Annotated in this window: 20 protein-coding genes and 2 tRNA genes; 9 read left to right on the top strand and 13 right to left on the bottom strand. The window is 69.5% G+C overall.

What is annotated here, in order from left to right:
* The first annotated feature begins 109 nt into the window (after positions 1-109).
* Genes O6P37_RS15710 through pknB form a run of 6 tightly spaced genes read left to right on the top strand, consistent with a single transcriptional unit; the run spans position 110 to position 8,218 of the window.
* On the top strand, positions 110-574 hold the full coding sequence (locus O6P37_RS15710) for an FHA domain-containing protein FhaB/FipA (protein ID WP_264011818.1): 465 nt from the start codon (positions 110-112) through the stop codon (positions 572-574).
* Positions 571-2,094, top strand: coding sequence for a protein phosphatase 2C domain-containing protein (locus tag O6P37_RS15705; protein ID WP_269894954.1), 1,524 nt, complete (start codon positions 571-573; stop codon positions 2,092-2,094). The genes O6P37_RS15710 and O6P37_RS15705 overlap by 4 nt, the downstream gene beginning before the upstream one ends.
* Positions 2,091-3,503: an FtsW/RodA/SpoVE family cell cycle protein gene (locus O6P37_RS15700; RefSeq protein WP_269894953.1), complete on the top strand. Its 1,413-nt coding sequence runs from the start codon at positions 2,091-2,093 to the stop codon at positions 3,501-3,503. The genes O6P37_RS15705 and O6P37_RS15700 overlap by 4 nt, the downstream gene beginning before the upstream one ends.
* A complete protein-coding gene (pbpA, locus tag O6P37_RS15695) occupies positions 3,500-4,978 on the top strand; it encodes a D,D-transpeptidase PbpA (RefSeq protein WP_269894952.1) in 1,479 nt (492 codons plus the stop codon). The genes O6P37_RS15700 and pbpA overlap by 4 nt, the downstream gene beginning before the upstream one ends.
* A gap of 31 nt (positions 4,979-5,009) precedes the next feature.
* Positions 5,010-6,344, top strand: a complete 1,335-nt coding sequence (locus O6P37_RS15690; RefSeq protein ID WP_269894951.1) for a protein kinase domain-containing protein — start codon at positions 5,010-5,012, stop codon at positions 6,342-6,344.
* Positions 6,341-8,218, top strand: coding sequence for a Stk1 family PASTA domain-containing Ser/Thr kinase (gene pknB / locus O6P37_RS15685; RefSeq protein ID WP_269894950.1), 1,878 nt, complete (start codon positions 6,341-6,343; stop codon positions 8,216-8,218). The genes O6P37_RS15690 and pknB overlap by 4 nt, the downstream gene beginning before the upstream one ends.
* Here pknB and O6P37_RS15680 read toward each other — a convergent pair.
* Genes O6P37_RS15680 through O6P37_RS15670 form a run of 3 tightly spaced genes read right to left on the bottom strand, consistent with a single transcriptional unit; the run spans position 8,196 to position 10,190 of the window.
* Complete coding sequence (locus O6P37_RS15680) at positions 8,196-8,870, bottom strand: aminodeoxychorismate/anthranilate synthase component II (RefSeq protein WP_269894949.1); 675 nt, start codon at positions 8,868-8,870, stop codon at positions 8,196-8,198. The two genes, pknB and O6P37_RS15680, sit on opposite strands and share 23 nt — an antisense overlap.
* A gap of 31 nt (positions 8,871-8,901) precedes the next feature.
* Positions 8,902-9,438, bottom strand: a complete 537-nt coding sequence (locus O6P37_RS15675) for a hypothetical protein (protein ID WP_269894948.1) — start codon at positions 9,436-9,438, stop codon at positions 8,902-8,904.
* Positions 9,438-10,190 carry a DUF881 domain-containing protein gene (locus O6P37_RS15670; protein ID WP_264012277.1) on the bottom strand — a complete coding sequence of 251 codons (753 nt, stop codon included), beginning with the start codon at positions 10,188-10,190 and terminating at the stop codon, positions 9,438-9,440. The genes O6P37_RS15675 and O6P37_RS15670 overlap by 1 nt, the downstream gene beginning before the upstream one ends.
* A 122-nt stretch (positions 10,191-10,312) precedes the next feature.
* Here O6P37_RS15670 and crgA point away from each other — a divergent pair, with 122 nt between their 5' ends.
* A complete protein-coding gene (crgA, locus tag O6P37_RS15665; protein ID WP_264012278.1) occupies positions 10,313-10,597 on the top strand; it encodes a cell division protein CrgA in 285 nt (94 codons plus the stop codon).
* Positions 10,598-10,752: 155 nt separating this feature from the next.
* Positions 10,753-11,172 (top strand): PH domain-containing protein, encoded by a 420-nt coding sequence (locus O6P37_RS15660; protein WP_269894947.1) that lies wholly within the window; start codon positions 10,753-10,755, stop codon positions 11,170-11,172.
* Positions 11,173-11,245: 73 nt separating this feature from the next.
* Here the strand turns inward: O6P37_RS15660 and O6P37_RS15655 are convergent, their stop codons facing one another.
* Positions 11,246-11,773, bottom strand: a complete 528-nt coding sequence (locus O6P37_RS15655) for a peptidylprolyl isomerase (RefSeq protein ID WP_264012280.1) — start codon at positions 11,771-11,773, stop codon at positions 11,246-11,248.
* A gap of 128 nt (positions 11,774-11,901) precedes the next feature.
* Here O6P37_RS15655 and cwsA point away from each other — a divergent pair, with 128 nt between their 5' ends.
* Positions 11,902-12,327, top strand: coding sequence for a cell wall synthesis protein CwsA (cwsA, locus tag O6P37_RS15650; protein ID WP_269894946.1), 426 nt, complete (start codon positions 11,902-11,904; stop codon positions 12,325-12,327).
* A 4-nt stretch (positions 12,328-12,331) separates the two neighbouring features.
* On the opposite strand, the gene O6P37_RS15645 is transcribed toward cwsA, so the two are convergent.
* The 9 genes from O6P37_RS15645 to recF form a co-directional block, all read right to left on the bottom strand.
* A complete protein-coding gene (locus O6P37_RS15645) occupies positions 12,332-13,165 on the bottom strand; it encodes a hypothetical protein (RefSeq protein ID WP_269894945.1) in 834 nt (277 codons plus the stop codon).
* Entirely contained in the window at positions 13,162-13,647 is a 486-nt protein-coding gene (locus O6P37_RS15640) for a guanosine-3',5'-bis(diphosphate) 3'-pyrophosphohydrolase (protein WP_269894944.1), read from the bottom strand. Before O6P37_RS15640 ends, O6P37_RS15645 begins: the two co-directional genes overlap by 4 nt.
* A gap of 39 nt (positions 13,648-13,686) precedes the next feature.
* Positions 13,687-13,759: transfer RNA gene (locus O6P37_RS15635), tRNA-Ala, on the bottom strand.
* A gap of 161 nt (positions 13,760-13,920) precedes the next feature.
* A tRNA-Ile gene (locus O6P37_RS15630) sits at positions 13,921-13,994 on the bottom strand.
* A 56-nt stretch (positions 13,995-14,050) separates the two neighbouring features.
* Positions 14,051-14,920: a DUF3566 domain-containing protein gene (locus O6P37_RS15625; protein ID WP_269894943.1), complete on the bottom strand. Its 870-nt coding sequence runs from the start codon at positions 14,918-14,920 to the stop codon at positions 14,051-14,053.
* A 31-nt stretch (positions 14,921-14,951) separates the two neighbouring features.
* Complete coding sequence (gene gyrA / locus O6P37_RS15620; protein WP_269894942.1) at positions 14,952-17,456, bottom strand: DNA gyrase subunit A; 2,505 nt, start codon at positions 17,454-17,456, stop codon at positions 14,952-14,954.
* Between the two features lie 36 nt (positions 17,457-17,492).
* Positions 17,493-19,520, bottom strand: a complete 2,028-nt coding sequence (gene gyrB / locus O6P37_RS15615; protein WP_269894941.1) for a DNA topoisomerase (ATP-hydrolyzing) subunit B — start codon at positions 19,518-19,520, stop codon at positions 17,493-17,495.
* Between the two features lie 214 nt (positions 19,521-19,734).
* Positions 19,735-20,322, bottom strand: coding sequence for a DUF721 family protein (locus O6P37_RS15610; RefSeq protein WP_269894940.1), 588 nt, complete (start codon positions 20,320-20,322; stop codon positions 19,735-19,737).
* Complete coding sequence (gene recF / locus O6P37_RS15605) at positions 20,319-21,473, bottom strand: DNA replication/repair protein RecF (RefSeq protein WP_269894939.1); 1,155 nt, start codon at positions 21,471-21,473, stop codon at positions 20,319-20,321. Before recF ends, O6P37_RS15610 begins: the two co-directional genes overlap by 4 nt.
* Between the last annotated feature and the right edge of the window lies 1 nt (position 21,474).

Here is a 21,474-nt window from a genome sequence, read left to right as displayed (position 1 = left end):
CGTGACGTTGCCGACGACCGCCGGCTGGACCGGCGGGCAGGGCGCAGCGACCCGGGGATCCGTGTTGATGCGGCGAGGAGTACGGATCGGGGAACGAGAGGAACGTCAGATGCAGGGGTTGGTGCTGCAGCTGACGCGCGTCGGATTCCTGTTGCTGCTGTGGCTGTTCATCTGGTCGGTGCTGCGGATCCTGCGCACCGACATCTACGCGCCCACCGGCGCGGTGATGGTGCGCCGCGGCCTGGCGCTGCGCGGATCGCTGCTGCCGAACCGGCAGCGCAACGTGATCCGGCAGCTCGTGGTCACCGAGGGCGCGCTCGCCGGTACCCGGATCACCCTGGGCAGCCAGCCGGTGCTGATCGGCCGCGCCGATGACTCGACGCTGGTGCTCACCGACGACTACGCCTCCACCCGGCACGCCCGGCTGTCCCCACGAGGTTCGGAGTGGTACGTGGAGGACCTAGGATCGACCAACGGCACATACCTCGACAGGGCGAAGGTGACGACGGCGGTAAAGGTTCCGATTGGCACGCCGGTTCGAATCGGCAAGACGGTGATCGAGCTGCGCCCGTGACGCTGGTTCTCCGGTACGCCGCGCGCAGCGACCGCGGCCTGGTTCGTGCCAACAACGAAGACTCGGTCTACGCCGGCGCGCGCCTGCTGGCCCTCGCCGACGGCATGGGCGGGCACGCGGCGGGCGAGGTCGCCTCGCAGCTGGTGATCGCCGCACTGGCCCATCTCGACGACGACGAGCCAGGCGGCGACCTGCTCGGCAAACTCGATTCCGCCGTCGCCGAGGGCAACTCGGCCATCGCGGCGCACGTCGAGGCCGATCCCGAGCTCGAGGGCATGGGCACGACGCTCACCGCGATCCTGTTCGCGGGCAACCGCCTCGGCCTGGTGCACATCGGTGACTCGCGCGGCTACCTGATGCGCGACGGCGAGCTCACCCAGATCACCAAGGACGACACCTTCGTCCAGACCCTGGTCGACGAGGGCCGCATCACCGCCGAGGAGGCGCACAGCCACCCGCAGCGGTCGCTGATCATGCGGGCGCTCACCGGCCACGAGGTCGAGCCCACGCTGATCGTCCGCGAGGCCCGGGTGGGCGACCGCTACCTGCTGTGCTCGGACGGGCTGTCCGACCCCGTCAGCCACGAGACGATCGCCGAGGCGATGCAGATCCCGGACGTCGCCGAGAGCGCCGACCGGCTGATCGAGCTGGCGCTGCGCGGTGGCGGGCCGGACAACGTCACCGTGGTGGTCGCCGACGTCGTGGACTACGACTACGGACAGACTCAGCCGATCCTGGCCGGCGCCGTGTCCGGCGACGCCGACCAACCCCCGCCCAACACCGCGGCGGGCCGCGCGTCGGCGTTCAATCCGAAGCGCAACGAGCCGAAACGTGTTGTGCCGCAACCCGCGGAGGACGCCCGCAAGCCGCGCTCGAAGCGCCGGATGATCATCGCCGCGGTGTTGCTCATCCTGGTGGCCCTCGCCGGGCTGGCCATCGGCCGCGAGATCGTCCGCAACAACTACTACGTCAGCGACGACGACGGCACGGTGTCGATCATGCGCGGCGTGCCCGGGTCGATCCTGGGCTACCACCTCCAGGAGCCCTACCGCCAGGGCTGCCTCACCGCCCGCGACGGCCTCACCCTGATCAACCCCGGTCAGGCGCCGCGCGACTGTGAGCTGTTCCGCGTCGCCGACCTCAAGCAGTCCGAACAGCGCCAGGTGATCGCGGGGCTGCCGACCGGCTCCGAGGACGAGGCGATCGGCCAGATCAACCAGCTGGCACGCGATTCGCTGCTGCCGATCTGCCAGGCGCCCAAGCCGACGCCCGCCCCGAAGACACAACCGCATCTGCCCGGGTCGCCGCAGTCTCCGGGCGTGCCGAACGCTCCGGTGACCACCGGTGGCAACGCGCCGGCTCCCGAGACACCGCGGACCGTCGCTCCCACGCCCGGCGCCACGGCCGGCGGCCCGCAGGCACCGCCACCGGCGCCGCCCACCCCGTCCCCCTCCCCCACCGTGACGGCGCTGCCGCCACCGCCCCCGGAGCCTGGCACCAACTGCCGGGAGGCGGCGTGACGACGCAGCCCCAGTCACCGGTGACCGTGATGCCGCCGCTGCCGAACCGGCGCAACGCCGAGTTGGTGCTGCTGGGCTTCGCGGCACTCATCACGACCGTGGCGCTGCTGATCGTCGAGGTGAACCAGGAGCAGGGCCTCAGCTGGGACCTCGCGCAGTACGCGCTGGGATACCTCGCCCTCTTCGCCGCCGCGCACGTGGCCGTCCGCCGGTACGCGCCGTACGCCGACCCGCTGCTGCTTCCGGTGGTGGCGCTGCTGAACGGACTAGGCCTGGTGATGATCCACCGGCTCGACCTCGCCGCCGGCGAGCTGACGTCAGAAGGCTTGGGCGGCACCGCGAATCAGCAGATGCTGTGGGCGCTGATCGGCGTCGCGGGATTCACGCTTGTCGTGGTGTTCCTGAGCGACCACCGGATGCTGGCGCGGTACGGCTACGTGTGCGGCGTGACCGGCCTGATCCTGCTGGTGATTCCCGCGCTGCTGCCGTCCCGGTTCTCCGAGCAGGGCGGCGCGAAGATCTGGATCCGGTTGCCGGGCTTCTCGATTCAGCCTGCCGAGTTCTCGAAGATCCTGCTGCTGATCTTCTTCGCCGCCGTCCTGGTGGCCAAGCGCGACGTGTTCACCAGTGCGGGCAAGCACGTCCTCGGCATGGACCTGCCGCGGCCCCGCGACCTCGCGCCGCTGCTGGCGGCGTGGATCGCCTCGATCGGCGTGATGATCTTCGAGAAGGACCTCGGCACGTCGCTGCTGCTGTACGCGTCGTTCCTGGTGCTGCTCTACATCGCCACCGACCGGTTCAGCTGGGTGGTGATCGGGCTGGCCCTCTTCGCCGCGGGAAGCGTTGCGGCGTACCACATGTTCGGTCACGTCCGGGTTCGCGTGCAGACGTGGCTGGACCCGTTCGCCGACCCGGACGGCGCCGGCTACCAGATGGTGCAGTCGCTGTTCAGCTTCGCCACCGGCGGCATCTTCGGCACCGGACTGGGCAACGGTCAGCCCGGAACGGTGCCCGCCGCGTCCACCGACTTCATCATCGCTGCCGTCGGCGAGGAACTCGGCCTCGTCGGCCTGGCCGCCGTCCTGATGCTCTACACGATCGTGATCGTGCGCGGCCTGCGGACCGCCATCGCGGTGCGCGACAGCTTCGGCAAGCTGCTGGCCGCCGGATTGGCGTCCACGCTGGGCATCCAGCTGTTCATCGTCGTCGGCGGGGTGACCAAGCTGATCCCACTGACCGGCCTCACCACGCCGTGGATGTCCTACGGCGGGTCGTCGCTGCTGGCCAACTACCTGCTGCTGGGCATCCTGGTGCGGATCTCGCATTCCGCACGCCGGCCCATCGACACCAAAGTGACGCCGCAGACCTCGATCGCGGCGGCCAGCACCGAGGTGATCTCGAAGGTATGAACACCTCGCTCCGCCGCATCTCCGTCACGATCATGGCGCTCATCGTGCTGCTGCTGGCCAACGCCACCATCACGCAGGTGTTCACCGCCGACGGTCTGCGCACGGATCCACGCAACCAGCGGGTGCTGCTCGACGAGTACTCCCGCCAGCGCGGCCAGATCTCGGCGGGCGGTGACCTGCTGGCGTATTCGGTGTCGACCAACGGCCGGTTCCGGTTCCTGCGGGTCTATCCGGACCCGCAGGCCTACGCCCCGGTCACCGGCTTCTACTCGCTGAGCTACTCGAGCAGCGGCCTGGAGCGCGCCGAGGACACCATCCTCAACGGATCCGACGAGCGGCTGTTCGGCCGTCGGCTGGCCGACTTCTTCACCGGCCGCGACCCGCGCGGCGGGAACGTCGCCACCACGATCAATCCCCAGGTGCAGCAGGCGGCGTGGGACGCGATGTCAGAGGGGTGCAGCGGCCGGGCGTGCAAGGGTGCGGTGGTGGCGCTCGAACCGTCCACCGGCAAGATCCTGGCGATGGTGTCGGCGCCGTCCTACGACCCGAACCAGCTGGCCTCCCACAACATGGACGACCAGGCCACCGCGTGGGGACGGCTGCGGGACAACCCGGACAACCCGCTGCTCAACCGGGCGATCTCCGAGACCTACCCGCCGGGATCGACGTTCAAGGTCATCACCACCGCGGCCGCGCTGCAGGCCGGCGCCACACCCAACACCACGGTGACGGCCGCGCCGCGAATCGAATTGCCGGACAGCACCGCGTCACTGGAGAACTTCGGCGGCTCGTCGTGCGGCGGCGGGCCGACGGCCACGCTGCGGGAGGCGTTCGCGCGCTCCTGCAACACCGCCTTCGTCGAGCTCGGCATCGACACCGGCGCCGACGCGCTGCGCGACACCGCGCAGGCCTTCGGCCTCGACGACGCGCCCGCGCCGATCCCGCTGCAGGTCGCCGAATCCACCGTCGGCCCGATCGCCGACGCCGCCGCGCTTGGCATGTCGAGCATCGGCCAGAGGGACGTGGCGCTCACACCGCTGCAGAACGCGATGGTGGCCGCCACCATCGCGAACGAAGGGGTAACCATGCGGCCCTACCTGGTCGACAGCCTCAATGGACCAGACCTGGCCAACATCAGCACCACCAGTCCGGCAGAACAGCGACGGGCGGTCACGCCACAGGTCGCAAGTACACTTACGGATTTGATGGTCGGCGCCGAGCAGGTGACGCAGCAGAAGGGAGCCATCGCCGGCGTGCAGATCGCTTCGAAAACCGGCACCGCGGAGCACGGGTCCGACCCGCGCAACACTCCGCCGCACGCCTGGTACATCGCCTTCGCGCCTGCTCAGGCGCCCAAAGTCGCCGTCGCCGTTCTCGTGGAGGGCGGCGGTGACCGGCTGGGCGCAACGGGCGGCACCCTGGCCGCGCCGATCGGCCGGGCCACGATCGCCGCGGCGCTGAGGGAGGGCTCATGAGCCACCGAAGCCGAGCGAAGCGAGGCGAGCAATGAGCCCACGCGTCGGTGTCACGCTGTCCGGCCGGTACCGGCTGCAGCGGCTCATCGCCACCGGCGGCATGGGCCAGGTGTGGGAGTCGGTGGACTCGCGGCTGGGCCGCCGCGTCGCCGTCAAGGTGCTCAAGGCGGAGTTCTCGTCGGACCCGGAGTTCGTCGAGCGGTTCCGTGCGGAGGCCCGCACGGTCGCCATGCTCAACCATCCGGGCATCGCCAGCGTCTACGACTACGGCGAGACCGACATGGACGGCGAGGGCCGCACCGCCTACCTGGTGATGGAGCTCGTCAACGGCGAGCCGCTGAACTCCGTCCTCAAGCGCACCGGCCGGCTGTCGCTGCGGCACGCGCTGGACATGCTGGAGCAGACCGGCCGCGCGCTGCAGGTGGCGCACACCGCCGGCCTGGTGCACCGCGACGTCAAGCCCGGAAACATCCTGATCACGCCGACCGGGCAGGTGAAGCTGACCGACTTCGGCATCGCCAAGGCCGTCGACGCCGCCCCCGTCACCCAGACCGGCATGGTGATGGGCACCGCGCAGTACATCGCCCCCGAGCAGGCCCTCGGTCACGACGCCACCGCGGCCAGCGACGTCTACGCCCTCGGGGTTGTCGGCTACGAGTCCGTGTCGGGCAAGCGCCCGTTCACCGGCGACGGCGCGCTCACCGTCGCGATGAAGCACATCAAGGAGACGCCGCCGCCGCTGCCGGCCGACCTGCCGCCGAACGTGCGCGAACTGATCGAGATCACCCTGGTGAAGAACCCGGGCATGCGGTACCGCTCGGGTGGGCCGTTCGCCGACGCCGTGGCCGCCGTGCGCTCGGGCCGGCGTCCACCGCGCCCGAACCAGGCGCCGACGATCGGGCGGGCCGCGCCTGCCGCGGTGCCGTCGGCGGCGCAGAACCGTGCGGCCATGACCGGCGGGGCCCCGGTGACGGCGGCCCGTTCGCGTCCTGTCACCACGGGTCACCGGCCGCCCCCGCCGCGGCGGACGTTCTCGTCGGGCCAGCGGGCGCTGCTCTGGGCGGCCGGCGTGCTCGGTGCGCTGGCCATCGTGATCGCGGTGCTGATCGTGCTCAACGCCCAGGACCGCCGCGACCAGCAGTCGCCGGCGCCGACGATCACCAACACCATCACCGAGACCACGCCTCCCGGATCGCCCCCCGCGTCGCCGACGGCGATGCCTGGTCAAAGCCGATTCGGAACGGAAAGTCTTGTCGACGCGGGATTCGGGGTATCCCTACTCGGCGCGACCGAACGGCCGCCGGTGACTCCTGCGGTACACCAGACACGCGTCTCCGAACACATATGGCTCCCAGAACAGACATGACAACCCCACAGCATCTGTCCGACCGTTATGAGCTGGGCGAGATCCTCGGCTTCGGCGGCATGTCCGAGGTCCACCTCGCGCGCGACAACCGACTGCACCGTGACGTCGCCATCAAGGTGTTGCGCGCCGACCTCGCCCGCGACCCGAGTTTCTACCTCCGGTTCCGCCGTGAGGCGCAGAACGCCGCCGCGTTGAACCACCCGGCCATCGTCGCGGTGTACGACACCGGCGAGGCCGAGACGCCTGCCGGGCCGCTGCCCTACATCGTGATGGAGTACGTCGACGGCGTCACCCTGCGCGACATCGTCCACAACGACGGTCCGATGCCGCCCAAGCGGGCGCTCGAGGTGATCGCGGACGCCTGCCAGGCGCTGAACTTCAGCCACCAGCACGGCATCATCCACCGCGACGTCAAGCCCGCCAACATCATGATCAGCAAGGCCGGCGCGGTGAAGGTGATGGATTTCGGCATCGCGCGCGCCCTGGCCGACAGCGGCAACAGCGTCACCCAGACCGCCGCCGTGATCGGCACCGCCCAGTACCTGTCCCCCGAGCAGGCCAGCGGCAACACCGTCGACGCACGCTCCGATGTGTACTCGCTGGGCTGCGTCCTCTACGAAATGCTCACCGGTGAGCCGCCTTTCGTCGGCGACTCCCCCGTCGCGGTGGCCTACCAGCACGTCCGCGAGGATCCGATCCCGCCGTCGCGGCGCCACGAGGGCATCAGCCCCGAGCTGGACGCCGTGGTGCTCAAGGCGCTGACCAAGAACCCGGACAACCGCTACCAGACGGCCGCCGACCTGCGCACCGACCTGGTCCGGGTGCACAGCGGCGAGCAGCCCGACGCGCCGAAGGTGCTCACCGACGCCGACCGGACGTCGTTCATGACCGGCACACCGAGCCACGACCGCACCGAGCAGATCAACTACATGCCGCGGCCCGAACCCCGCGCCGCAGGCAGTGACCGCGGCGGATCAGTCGGACGCTGGCTGATCGCGGTGGCGGTGCTGGCCGTGCTGACGGTGGTCGTGACCGTGGCGATCAACATGTTCGGCGGCGAGACCCGCGACGTGGCGGTGCCCGATGTGCAGGGCCAGGTGTCGGCCGAGGCGATCGCCGAGTTGCAGAACGCCGGCTTCCGGGTGCGCACCCAGCAGGAACCCAACTCCGAGGTGCCGCCCGACCATGTCATCAGCACCTCGCCGCAGGCCAACTCCGAGGTGGGCGCCGGTGACGAGGTGACCCTCAACGTGTCCACCGGACCTGAGCAGCGCGAGGTCCCCGACGTCCGCGGCGGGACCTACGCCGAGGCGGTGCGCAAGCTCGCCGACGCCGGGTTCGACGAGGTCCAGCAGCAGCCCTCGGAGTCCACGCCGGAGCAGAGTGGCCGGGTGATGGCGACGCTGCCACCGGCGAACTCGACATCGGCGATCACCAACGTCATCACCATCGTGGTCGGCTCCGGCCCGGGATCACTTCCGGTGCCCGACTGCGAGGGCCAGACCGTGGACGTGGCGACCCGCAACCTGAACACCATCGGGTTCACCACGGTGCTCACCGCTCCGGTGGACAGCCCGCGCCCGGCGGGCGAGGTGCTGGCGTGCGATCCGGGGCCCGGGACGTCGGCGCCGAAGAACACACCGGTCACGCTGCGGGTGTCGAAGGGCAACCAGTTCATCATGCCGAACCTGGTCGGGCAGTTCTGGTCGGATGCGTTCCCGCGCCTGCAGGCACTGGGCTGGGTGGGGCCGCTGGACCGGGCCGCCGACGTGCGGGACAGCGGTCAGCGGCTCAACGCGGTGGTGTCCCAGAGTCCGCCGCCGGGCACCGGCGTCAACTACGACGGATCGATCACGCTGGCGTTCGCTGCGTAGCGGCGGCCACCGCGTCGGCGACTTCGTCCTCCAGCCGGCGCACCAGCGTCTCGTCCGGGGCGCCGCCGCAGTAGCCGAGCCAGTTGGCCAGCATCCGGTGGCCGCCCTCGGTGAGGATCGACTCCGGGTGGAACTGGACGCCGTGGATGGGCAGCTCGGCGTGGCGCACACCCATGATGACGCCGCCGGCGGTGCGGGCGGTGACCTCGAGGTCGGCAGGCACCGTGTCGGGCAGGATGGTCAGCGAGTGGTACCGCGTCGCCGTGAACGGATCCGGAAGCCCTTGCAGCACACCGGTATCAGCGTGGTGGACGACGCTCGTCTTGCCGTGCAGCAGTTCCGGGGCGCGGTCCACGGTGGCGCCGAACGCGACGCCGATGGCCTGGTGACCCAGGCACACGCCGAGCAGCGGGGTGGCCGTCGCAGCGCACGCCCGCACCAGCGGAATGGACGCCCCGGCCCGCTCCGGGGTGCCGGGCCCCGGGCTGAGCAGCACGCCGTCGAACTGGTCGGCCACCTCGGCGATGTCGGCGTCGGAGTTCAGCCGCTGGTCGTCGTTGCGCCACACCTGCGCGTTCACCCCGAGCTGGCCCAGGTACTGGACGAGGTTGAACACGAAGCTGTCGTAGTTGTCGACGACCAGGATCTGCACGCAGCCAGGTTACCCGGGTGATTTCGCGGGCTCAGCGCCACAGGTGCGGGTGGTACTTCGGGCAGACGCAGTGCGGGTCTTCGAGCGGCGGGTCGAGGACGTCGGCGGCGAACGGCGCCAGGTGCGGCTCGATCCGCAACCCCGAATCGACCACCTCCCGCGTCACCTCTCCGCCGTCGTGGAGGGACACCTCGACGCGGGTGGCGCGCACCCACACGAACGCCCGCACGCCACCGATGTCGACGTGGCCGGGCTGCGCGAGGTGCGGCAGGTGATCGATCCGCCGCGGCAACCTGGCGTACGCGTCGCCGCGGTAGGCGACGCCGGGAACCGGGCGGGGTGCATCCTCGGCGACCGCCGTGGCGTCCAGACCGAGGCCGGCGAGGACCGTCCGCACCTCGGCTTCGGTCGTGGCGCGAATCGCGGCCCGCAGGGAGTCGCCGTCACCGGCGTGGCCGCCGAACGCCCGGCAGAAGCGGAAGTACCGCAGGCTGGGCGCCCAAAGCCGCAACTGCTCCGGCGGATGGGTCTCGTGGAGGTAGGCCAGCCAGCGGCCGTCATCGGCCATCAGTAGCCGATCGGGCCTGCCGGCTTCGCGTAGCGCATCCGGACGGGCTCGGTGTGGCCGACCAGTTCGACGTCGGCTCGCGTCTCCTCGGTGTAGCCGAGGCCGAACCGGACGACGTACTGCTTGTAGAGGGTCACCAGGGGCGCGGCGGACAGGGCGGCCTGCATGGCGGCCGCGTCGCCGACCGCGGTGACGACGTAGGGCGGGCTGTACGTGCGGCCGTTGAGCAGCAGGGTGTTGCCCACGCAGCGCGGCGCCGAGGTGGCGATGATGCGCTGGTCCTGCATCTGGATTCCTTCGGCGCCTGCGCTCCACAGCGCGTTCAGAACGGCCTGGATGTCCTGCTGGTGCACCACCAGGTCGTCGGGTGCCGCATCGCGCGGGAATCGGCCCTCTGCGTCCCGCTGCGCGTCGTTCAGCGTGACGACCAGCCCCGGCCCGCGCACCGGATCGAGCCCGGCCTCGCCGGCCAGGGTGTCGGATCGGGCGGTGATCGCGGCCAGCGCAGCATCGGTGCCGGGGGAGCCGCCGTGGTGGGCGTCGACCCGGCCCGACAGGGCGTCCCGCTCGGCCGTGAGCCGATCCACCGACTGCTGGGAGTCGCGTACGAGGTCCACCAGGCGGGGGGCGTCGCTGCGCCGGATCTCGTCGCCACCGGCCACCGTGTGCGTGGCAGCCAACAGCACGCCGGCCAGCAGGCAGACCACCGGGACGCCGAAGCGCCAGGCCGAGCGGCGCTGTCGCTGGTCCATCGGTTGGCCTTTCCGGTCGGTGGCTACGTTAGGCTCTTTGATGCAACTCCATCGTCGCACTGCGTGGTCGGTATCCGCACCGATGACGACGTGTGCGGCGCCGATCGTCCGCGAAGGTACCCATGCCCAAGTCCAAGGTCCGCAAGAAGAACGACTTCACCATCAGCCCGGTCAGCCGGACACCGGTGAAGGTCAAGGCCGGGCCGTCCAGCGTGTGGTTCGTCGTGCTCTTCATCAGCCTGATGCTGATCGGCCTGATCTGGCTGCTGGTGTTCCAGCTCGCCGCGACCAACCCGATCGACACCCCGGGCATGCTGCAGTGGATGGCCGATCTCGGGCCGTGGAACTACGCCATCGCGTTTGCCTTCATGATCACCGGCCTGTTGCTCACGATGCGCTGGCGCTGACCGGCCCGTCCGACGTTTTGAATTCAAATGACGTTCAGGACGTTACCGCTCCAGCAACGACCAGCCCGGCCAATCACATCCGTGTGATTCATCCCCATTGGGGATAGCACCTGTGGATAGATCCATTCGCAACGGTAAAAGCCCCTTAGGGAGCCATGCAGCAAACTGAGTGGAGCCCCTCCACCATGGGGATCGCCGCATGCGGCATATTCGGGCTTATGATGGCTGCGGCCGCTGTGACCCTCATCACAGACGCGCCCGGACGTGTCCTCACCGGCATTGCCGCGGTGGGATTGCTCACGTTTGCAAGCATGTCGTGGCGCGCGCGCCCGAAACTGGCAATCACCGGCGACGGGCTCGCGATTCGCGGGTGGATGCGCACCCAGATCCTGCAGCAGGCCGACGTCAAGCTCATCCGGATCACGGAGTTCCGCCGCATCGCACGCACCGTGCGGCTGCTGGAGATCGAGACGGCCGACGACCGGCTGCAGGTGTTCACCCGGTGGGATCTGGGGACGGATCCGCTGAGCGTGCTGGACGCACTCACCGAGGCCGGTTACGCCGGCGCCAGATAGAGCGCCTTCCACCGCGAGCAGACACAAATTCGCACTCCCACCGCAGCGGGAGTGCGAATCTACGTCTGCTCGGCTAGGAGACGGTGACTGACTCGATCACGACCGGCTCGGTGGGGCGGTCGCTGCGGTCGACCGCCGTGGTGGCGATGGCGTCGACGACCTTCTGCGACTCCGGGTCGACGACCTCGCCGAAGATGGTGTGCCTGCGGTTCAGGTGCGGCGTCTTGCCGACGGTGATGAAGAACTGCGAGCCGTTGGTGCCCGGGCCCGCGTTCGCCATGGCCAGCAGGTAGGGCTTGTCGAACTGCAGCTCGGGGTGGAACTCGTCGGCGAACTGGTAGCCGGGTCCGCCGCGGCCGGTGCCGGTGGGGTCGCCGCCCTGGATCATGAAGCCGTCGATGACGCGGTGGAAGATGACGCCGTCGTAGAAGGGTCCGGACGTGCTGCCGGACGCGTTCTCGCCGCTGTAGTCCTTGGTGCCCTGAGCCAGCCCGACGAAGTTGGCGACGGTCTTGGGTGCGTGGTTACCGAACAGTGCGATCTTGATGTCGCCGCGGTTGGTGTGCAGGGTCGCGGTCGCTGTCTGAATGGGGCTCGTCACGGGAAGTCAGTGTGCCATCCACCGATCGGGCGCACGCACGCCACCCACCGTCGCCGCAATGCCCGCCGTGGCACCGACGATGATGGCAGGGTGGAGCGCACCGTTGCACGGCCGCAGAGAGGGCAGAGATGAGTTCGAAGACCGATGCGCGTTTGGCCCCGCGTGAGCGCCTGGCCCGGGGCCTGAAGTACTCCGCGGTGGGGCCCGTCGACGTCACCCGGGGCGTGCTCGGCCTCGGCGTCGACTCGGCGCAGTCGACGACGGCGACCCTGCGCCGTCAGTACCGCAAGAGCCGGTTGCGCCAGGAGATCGCCGCCGCGCAGAGCGCGATCGCCGGAGAGCTCGCCGCCGCTCAGGAAGTGGTGGCCAATCTCCCGCAGGTGCTGCAGGACGTGCGCACACCGCCGCCGCGGCGCCGCCGGCCGCTGGTCATCGCCGCCATCGCCGCCGCAGTGCTGGCCGGTGGGGCGGTGGCCTTCTCGGTCGTGCGCCGGAACAACAAACCCCAGCCGTCGCCGCTTCCGCCCAGCGTCGAGGTGACGCCAAGGCCGTGACGGCTCAGAGCACGTTCCGGGCTCTCGTGAGGGCCGCTTCGGTCCCGAGCTCGCTGCGCACGTCCGCAGACTCGACGTAGGCCCGCAGGTAGCCGTAGAGGACTCGGGGATCGAGGTCGAACCGGCGGCAGTCCACCTCGATCATCGGTACCGGCGGGAGGCGATCGATTCGCCAGAGTCGTGTCGTGTACCGGCGATCCCAGTCGGCGTTGGTGTACCCGATGACGAGGATCGTCGGGTGGCCGTTGAAAGCTGGCGTGATGCCCGCGACGGCCGGCCACTCCAATCGTGACTCGAAGCTCCATCCGCGATGGGCGATACCGCGACCGGACAGCGTCACTCCACCACGCCGGATGCGGCCCAAGGCCACCGCCGCTCCGAACGAACCGAAGGAGAGCCCGCCCGCCGCCAGCAGAGCGGTCGCGGCGGCAGGTCCGCCATGGCGCTGGCGGACGAACACCTCGACGGCTGCCATGAGACAGAAGGCCGCGCAGCACGCCGTCAACGAGACCAGCAGCGCGAACTGGACTTCCGAACAACGGATCTCGGTCGCCGGGACGCCACCCCGCTCATCCACTGTCCGCAGCGCCGCGGGGAGCTCGACACTGCGGAATCCGATGGCCGCTCCGAGCGCCGCCACGAGAGCCATCGGGAGTGCGAAGAGCAGGCAGTATCGGGTCGCCACGGCGTTCCCGCCGAGCGCGGCCGCGACTGCGGTCGCGCAGGACACCGCCGCGATCGTGAGCGTTCCCGCGATCGCGAGGCGTTCCCTTATACCGCCTGTCGTGCCCGCCCACCCGTCGGGCAGGTCTGGACGCTCAGCGCCCGGGCGGCTCAAGCCGGCGACTTCTCATTTAGCGCGGCAGCCAGCTCGGGCTCACCGAGCGCGATGTAGGCACGGCCGTACTTGGCGCGCAGATCGCTCCGCGTGGGTTCGGGGAGCTGCGCCAGGCGGGCGGGGTCGGAGTTGTCGGCCAGGTCGGCCAGTTTCACGACGCGGGCCAGCGGGTGAGCGTCGATCGCCCGGTAGTAGTCGGCTTCCGGAACGTCGTCACGACGCGTCAGCAGGACCACGCAGTCGACGACCGACTGGGGGATGCCCTCGGCGAGGAGGTCGTCCGCGGTGACGGGGGAGTCCTCGATGACGTCGTGCAGCAGCGCCGCCGCCTTCGCCTCCGGAGTGCCGACACATCCGGCGACCCGCCGAGGGTGGGCGATGTAGGGCCGGCCGATCTTGTCGACCTGCCCGAGGTGGGCGCGACCGGCAATGTCGTCGGCTTTCGCGATCAGAGCGGCATCGGACAGCGCCGAGACAGCCATGCGCCGCACCTCTTCTTGATCACGGTCACACCAGGAGAGTGGAGCCTAGGAGATTCGAACTCCTGACATCTGCCTTGCAAAGGCAGCGCTCTACCAACTGAGCTAAGGCCCCTCGCGGGTTCAGGCCGGGTGGTCGACCGAGTGCCACACCTCGGGTCCGTGACGCGAACGCCACACCACGGTGGCGACGGCCGCGGCTGTCGCCATCGCGATGACCACCACCAGCTTCATCGGTGCCCCTTCCGTGGGCGCCCGCCGGCTGCGCCGGCCCCGTGGGCCTAGGAGGACTCGAACCTCCGACCTCTTCGTTATCAGCGAAGCGCTCTAACCACCTGAGCTATAGGCCCGTAATCGCATACGGCCGAGCGGGAAGATTACCGTAATCCAGCCGTCGGCCCCAAATTCAATCCCGGTCGGCGAGCGTGACCTCGACGCCACCGACGAGGTCGGTGGTCAGGTTGTAGATGAACGCGCCCGCCGTCGCCATCGCCGACAGGATCACGATGTTGACCAGGCCGATCAACGCCGCGCCACCGAAGATGGTGCTGCTGGACACCAATTCGTCGCCGGTGCTGCCACTTGCGCTGGTCAGCAGGTCGCCCACATTGCTGTTGAGCTTGCTCCACACGCCCATGCCGCCGAGCACCAGGTACAGGAACGCCACGGCGATCATCCACACGAAGAACAGCGCCACCGACAGCACCAATGACACCTTCAGCGCGCTCCACGGGTCCACCCGGCGGATCTGCATGGTGGCCCGCACCGGGCCCTTCGGCTTACTGCTGCCCACGTGGACGCGGCTCGTCGGGGCCGACGTCCGCGGCGCCGGTTCGGCGGGCCGGTCTGTGCCGGTGCGCCGCTGCGGGGGCCGCGGCACCGGGCCCGACAGGTCGGGCAGCTCGCTGGCGTAGGCCTCCGAACGCGACTCGGAGCGACCGGCGTCGGCACGCTCGGGCGCCCGCGCGGGCGGCGGGGTCACCGACTCCGTGCGGGTCGGCGCGTCGGTCCCGCGTGGCCCGTCGGTGCGGACCGGTCCTTCGGGACCGCGCGGCCCGTCGGTGCGGACCGGCGCCTCACCCTGCGGGCGTGGCGGCCGGGCACGGCTGCGCTGCCAGGGCGGCACCTCGCCGTGCTCGGCGGCGTGCCCGGCCGGTGACCCGGTACGCCCGGCCGCGGCGCCAAGGGCGCCGCCGTCGCGGCCCGCCGCGGAACCGTTGGAAACACTCGGGCCGTCGCCCGCGCGCGGGTATCCCGGCTCGTTCGGTGAACTCACCTACGGCTCCTTAAGTGGTCCGGCGCCGGCGTCAGCCGAGGTCGGTGTTGACCTCGTCGGTGCCGTCGCCCTCTTCGGCGTTGCGCGCGATGGCAATCAGTGTGTCGCCATCACCCAGGTTCATCAAGCGAACGCCCTTGGTCTGCCGTCCGGCCTTGCGGACCTGACGGGCCGCGGTCCGGATGACGCCGCCGTTGGAGGTGATGGCGTACAACTCGGTGTCGTCATCGACGATCAACGCTCCCACCAGGTTGCCACGCCTGCGGTCGAACTGGATCGTCAGGATGCCCTTTCCGCCGCGGCCCTGCGCGGTGTACTCGTCGATCGCGGTGCGCTTGGCGTACCCGCCGGCCGTCGCGACCAGCAGATACGTGTCCGGCCGGACCACGTTGAGGGAGAGCAGCTTGTCCTCTTCGTTGAACCGCATGCCCTGCACACCGGAGGTGGCACGGCCCATCGGCCGCAGCGCCTCGTCGGTTGCCGAGAAGCGGATCGACTGGCCCTTGGCCGACACCAGGAGCAGATCCTCCTCGGCCGAGCACAGCACCGCGCCGACCAGTTCGTCGCCGTCACGCAGGTTCACCGCCACGATGCCGCCGGAGCGGTTGGAGTCGAAGTCGGTGAGCTTCGACTTCTTCACCAGGCCGTTGCGGGTGGCCAGCACCAGATACGGCGCATCCTCGTAACCCTTGATTTGGATGACCTGGGCGATGCGCTCGTTCGGCTGAAAGGCCAGCAGGTTGGCGACGTGCTGACCACGCGCGGTGCGTGACGCCTCCGGCAGCTCGTAGGCCTTCGCCCGGTAGACCCGGCCCTGCGTGGTGAAGAACAGGATCCAGTCGTGGGTGGAGCAGACGAAGAAGTGGTTCACGATGTCGTCGGTCTTCAGCCCGGCGCCCTGGACACCCTTGCCGCCGCGCTTCTGGCTGCGGTACAGGTCGGTCTTGGTGCGCTTGGCGTAGCCGGTCTCGGTGATGGTGACGACGACGTCCTCGCGGGCGATCAGGTCCTCGTCGCTGACCTCGCCGTCGGCCGGCACGATGCGGGTGCGGCGGTCGTCGCCGTACTTGTCGGCGAGCTCCTTGAGCTCGTCGCGCACGATCGCGCGCTGGCGTTCCGGCTTGGCCAGGATGTCCTCGAGGTCGGCGATCTCGGTCTCGATCTTGGCGAGGTCGTCGACGATGCGCTGGCGTTCCAGGGCGGCCAGCCGGCGCAACTGCATGTCGAGGATGGCCTGGGCCTGGATCTCGTCGACGTCGAGCAGCTCCATCAGGCCCGTGCGGGCCACGTCGGCACTCTCCGACGCCCGGATCAGCGCGATGACCTCGTCGAGCGCGTCGAGCGCCTTGACCAGGCCGCGCAGGATGTGGGCCCGCTCGTTGGCCTTGCGCAACCGGTAGGTGGTGCGCCGGACGATGACCTCGAGCTGATGGTTGACGTAGTGCCGGATCAGCTGGTCGAGTCGCAGCGTGCGCGGAACGCCGTCGACGATCGACAGCATGTTGGCGCCGAAGCTGGTCTGCAGCTGGGTGTGCTTGTAGAGGTTGTTCAGCACCACCTTGGCCACGGCGTCGCGCTTGACCTCGACGACGATCCGCAGGCCGACGCGGTCGGAGCTCTGGTCCTCGATGTTGGAGATGCCGGCGAGCTTGCCGTCGCGCACCTGCTCGGCGATCCCGGTGATGAAGTTGTCGTGGTTGACCTGGTAGGGCAGCTCGGTGATGACGATCCCGGTGCGCCCGCGGCTGTCCTCCTCGATCTCGACGACGCCGCGCATCCGGATCGACCCGCGTCCGGTCTTGTAGGTGTCGTCGATGCCCTGCGACCCGACGATCAGGCCGTGGGTCGGGAAGTCGGGGCCCTTCACCCGCTCGCAGACGGCGGCCAGGGTGGCTTCCTCGTCGGCCTCGAAGTTCTCCAGGCACCAGTACACGGCCTCGGCGAGCTCGCGGAGGTTGTGCGGCGGCATGTTGGTGGCCATGCCGACGGCGATGCCGCCGGAGCCGTTGGCCAGCAGGTTCGGGAACCGGCTGGGCAGAACCGTCGGCTCCTGCACGCGCCCGTCGTAGTTCGGGACGAAATCGACTGTCTCCTCGTCGATCTCGCGCAGCATCTCCATGGCCAGCGGGGTGAGCCGGGCCTCGGTGTAACGCATGGCGGCCGGCGGGTCGTTGCCCGGAGAGCCGAAGTTGCCCTGCCCGTCGACCAGCGGGTAGCGCAGCGACCACGGCTGGGCCATCCGCACCAGGGTGTCGTAGATCGACGAGTCGCCGTGCGGGTGGTAGTTGCCCATCGTCTCGGCAACCGACCGTGCGGATTTCGCGTGTCCGCGGTCGGGGCGGAAGCCGGAGTCGAACATCGCGTAGAGCACGCGGCGGTGCACCGGCTTGAGGCCGTCGCGCACCTCCGGCAGCGCACGCCCGACGATCACGCTCATGGCGTAGTCGATGTAGCTGCGCTGCATCTCCTGCTGGATGTCGACCGGTTCGATGCGGTCGCCGGCTTCGTCGCCCGGTGGCAACGTGGTGTCAGTCATCAGATCCTCTGGTCGCTGTTCGTGGTCGCGAAGCGGTTAAACGTCAAGGAAACGAACGTCTTTGGCGTTGCGGGTGATGAAGCTGCGGCGGGCCTCGACGTCCTCGCCCATCAGGATCGAGAACAGTTCGTCGGCGGCCGCGGCGTCGTCCAGCGTGATCTGCCGCAGCACCCGCACCGACGGGTCCATGGTGGTCTCCCACAGTTCCTTGGCGTCCATCTCACCGAGGCCCTTGTACCGCTGGATGCCGTCTTCGGTGTTGATCCGCTTGCCCGCTGCGCGGCCCGCCTCGAGCAGACCGTCGCGCTCCCGGTCCGAGTAGGCGAACTCGGGTTCCGAACGCTGCCACTTCAGCTTGTACAGCGGCGGCTGGGCCAGGAAGACGTGGCCGTGCTCGATGAGCGGCTTCATGAACCGGAACAGCAGCGTGAGCAGCAGCGTCGAGATGTGCTGGCCGTCGACGTCGGCATCGGCCATCAGCACGATCTTGTGGTAGCGCAGCTTCGACAGGTCGAACTCGTCGTGGATGCCGGTGCCCAGCGCGGTGATGATCGCCTGGACCTCGGTGTTCTTCAGCACCCGGTCGATGCGTGCCTTCTCGACGTTGATGATCTTGCCGCGCAGCGGCAGGATCGCCTGGAACATCGAGTCGCGACCGCTCTTCGCCGAGCCGCCAGCCGAATCACCCTCCACCACATACAGTTCGGAGCGGCTGGGATCGGTGGAACGGCAGTCTGCGAGCTTGCCGGGCAGTCCACCGATGTCGGTGGCGCTCTTGCGCCGCACCAGCTCTCGGGCCTTGCGCGCGGCCATCCGGGCCTGGGCCGACGAGACCGCCTTGTTCAGAATCGTTTTCGCCTCGGCCGGGTTGGCCTCGAACCAGTGGGTGAGCTGTTCGTTGCAGACCCGCTGCACGAATGACTTGACCTCGGTGTTGCCCAGCTTGGTCTTGGTCTGACCCTCGAACTGCGGCTGGCCGACCTTCACCGAGATGACCGCGGCCAGGCCCTCGCGGATGTCGTCGCCGGTCAGGTTGGGGTCCTTCTCCTTGAGCAGCTTCTTGTCCTTGGCGTACTTGTTCACCACCGAGGTGAGCGCCGCGCGGAAGCCCTCCTCGTGCGTGCCGCCCTCGTGGGTGTTGATGGTGTTGGCGAAGGTGTGCACCGATTCGGAGTAGCCGGCGTTCCACTGCATCGCGATCTCGACCTCGTGGCCGGTGCCCTTGCCGCCGAAGTCGACGATGCTCTGGTGGATCGCGGTCTTCGTGCGGTTGATGTGCTTGATGTAGTCGACGAGACCGTTGGGGTAGTGGAAGGTGCGGTGCTTGACCTTGTGGGGCGCGGTCTTCTCGGCCTCCTTCTCCTCCGCGGTCTTCGGGGCCTCGGCGGTGTCGCTGACCACCTCGTCGACGACCTCTTCGGCCTTCACCCGTTCGTCGACGAGGTCGATGGTCAGCCCCTTGTTGAGGAAGGCCATCTCCTGCAGCCGCCGCGCGATCGTCTCGAAGTCGTAGTCGGTGGTCTCGAAGATGTCGGGATCAGCCCAGAACCGGATGGTCGACCCGGTCTCCTTCGTCTTCTCACCCTGCTTCAGGGTTCCCGGAACCGACCGCTCGTAGGTCTGGAACCACTCGTAGCCATCGGTGCGGACGTCGGCCTCGAGCCTGCTGGAAAGCGCGTTCACCACCGACACACCGACGCCGTGCAGGCCGCCGGACACCTGGTAGGCGCCCTCCTCGAACTTGCCGCCCGCGTGCAGGACGGTCATCACCACGTCGATGGTGGGGATGCCGGTGGAGTGCATCGCGACGGGGATGCCGCGGCCGTCGTCGGTGACCTGGACGCCGCCGTCCTCGAGGATCCTGACGTCGACCTTGGTGGCGTAACCGGCCATCGCCTCGTCGACGGCGTTGTCCACCACCTCCCAGACCAGGTGGTGCAGACCGCGCTCGCCCGTGGAACCGATGTACATGCCCGGCCGTTTACGAACCGCCTCCAGCCCTTCGAGGACCTTGATCGACTCGGCGCCGTACTCGGTCGGCGCACTCTTCTTTTGGGCAGGCACGTCGGACGCGTCTCCTCGGGGTTCGCATGAGAGGTCGACTGCCCCTCGTGATCGCTCACCAGTCTACCGAAACATGCCGACTGGACCGACACTGTGGCGGCGTTTCCACCTATCTCACTGGGCCGTGCACCGAATTTCTCGAACTTCGGTGCGTCAGGACGCTTGAGGACCTCCGATCCGCGCGCCAGACGGCGCACAGCGGATCGGTCGCGACTCATCCGTACGTGTCGCGCGGCCCGCGGCCGGAGATGTGGTAGCGACCCTTGCGCCAGGAGGGCGCCACCGGGCCGACGATCTTCAGCGACGTCACCACGCCGTCGCCGACGGCCGCGGCGATCTTGGCCAGCAGCTGGGACTGCACCATCCGGAGCTGGGTCGCCCAGGCGGTCGATTCCGCCGACACCGTCAGCACCCCGTCGCGCAGTCCGGTGGGCACCGCGTGCTCGGCGATCTGTTCGCCGACCACCGTGGTCCACCGGCCCAGCACCGAACCCTCGGCCACCCGGCCCGACCAGCCGCGGCTGCGGGCCAGGTCACTCGTCGCTGCACCGAGTGTCTGCGGGTCACGGGAGTCCGGGCCGGGTCCCGACCAGCTGCGCCGCCGGCCGGTGCCCGCCGAGCGCCGGGCGGGGGAGGTGCGGCCGCGGCCGACGTCCTTGCCCTGGCTGCGGGCGGCGCCGCGAGCCTCCTCCAGCGTGCGGCGCACGAGGTCCATGCCGGACAGGCCGGCCAGATGGGCCGGCGGACCCGGCGCGGGATCGCCGGAGTCGTCGTTCTTCTGGGGGATCTCGTCGTCCGTCATGTCTGCACCGTCGATATCCGCCCGTCGTCGCCGTCCGTCATGCGGATCTCGATCCGCCGGACGTCCCAGTCCTCAGGGATGTCCTCACCGACGGCTGCGGTGACCAGCACCTGCTCGGCGGACTCGGCGACGGTGGCCAGCGCCCGCCGCCGCGCGGTGTCCAGTTCAGCGAACACGTCGTCGAGCAGCAGCACCGGGTCGCCGCCGTCGGCGCGCAGCAGCTCGTAGGCCGCCAATCTCAGAGAGAGCGCCATCGACCACGACTCACCATGGCTGGCAAAACCTTTCGCGGGTTGATCGCCGAGCCGCAGCTCGAGGTCGTCGCGATGCGGACCGACCAGGCAGACGCCGCGCTCCAGTTCGGCGTCGCGCCGGCTACTCATCGCCGCCAGCAGCGCCGCCTCGTAGTGCTGCACGCTGTCGGGTGCCGGCGCGTCGTCGTCCAGGTCGATGCTGGGGCGGTACCGGATGGCGGCCGGCCGCGACGCGGGCGCCAGGAGTTGATAGGCCTTCTCCACCTCGGGGGCGAGTTCGGAGATCAGCACCGCGCGCGCCGCCATCAGCCGGGCCCCGTGGGCAGCCAGGTGGCCGTCCCACACGTCGAGGGTGTCGAGCACACTGCGGTCGCCGCGGTGCCGGCCACCCGCGGCGGTCTTCAGCAGCGCCGTCCGCTGCCGCACCACTTTGTCGTAATCCGCACGCACGCCCGCGATCGCCGGCCTGCGCGTGGTGGCCAGATCGTCGAGGTAGCGGCGCCGGTCACTCGGGTCGCCACGCACCAGCGCCAGGTCCTCGGGCGCGAACAGCACCGCGCGCAGCACCCCCAGGATCTCGCGCGCGCTGCGCACGGGGGAGCGGTTCAGCCGCGCCTTGTTCGCACGACCGCTGGTGATCTCGAGGTCGACGGCGAGTTCGCGGCCGTCGTTGACGACGATCGACGACACCACCGCGCGTTCGGCGCCGGTCCGGATCAGCGGTGCGTCCGCACCCACGCGGTGCGACCCGAGGGTTGCCGAGTACCACAACGCCTCAACGAGATTGGTCTTGCCGAAGCCGTTGGGACCGACGAACACCGTCCGGCCCGGCGTCAGATCGATGTCGATGTGCGCCCAGGACCGGAAATCGGTGAGTGTCACGTGACGGACGTACACG

Source organism: Mycobacterium hippophais (assembly GCF_027529605.1).
Classification (GTDB): domain Bacteria; phylum Actinomycetota; class Actinomycetes; order Mycobacteriales; family Mycobacteriaceae; genus Mycobacterium; species Mycobacterium arseniciresistens.
The sequence above is the reverse complement of the archived record's forward strand: the minus strand, read 5'-3'. Positions and strand labels throughout refer to the sequence as shown.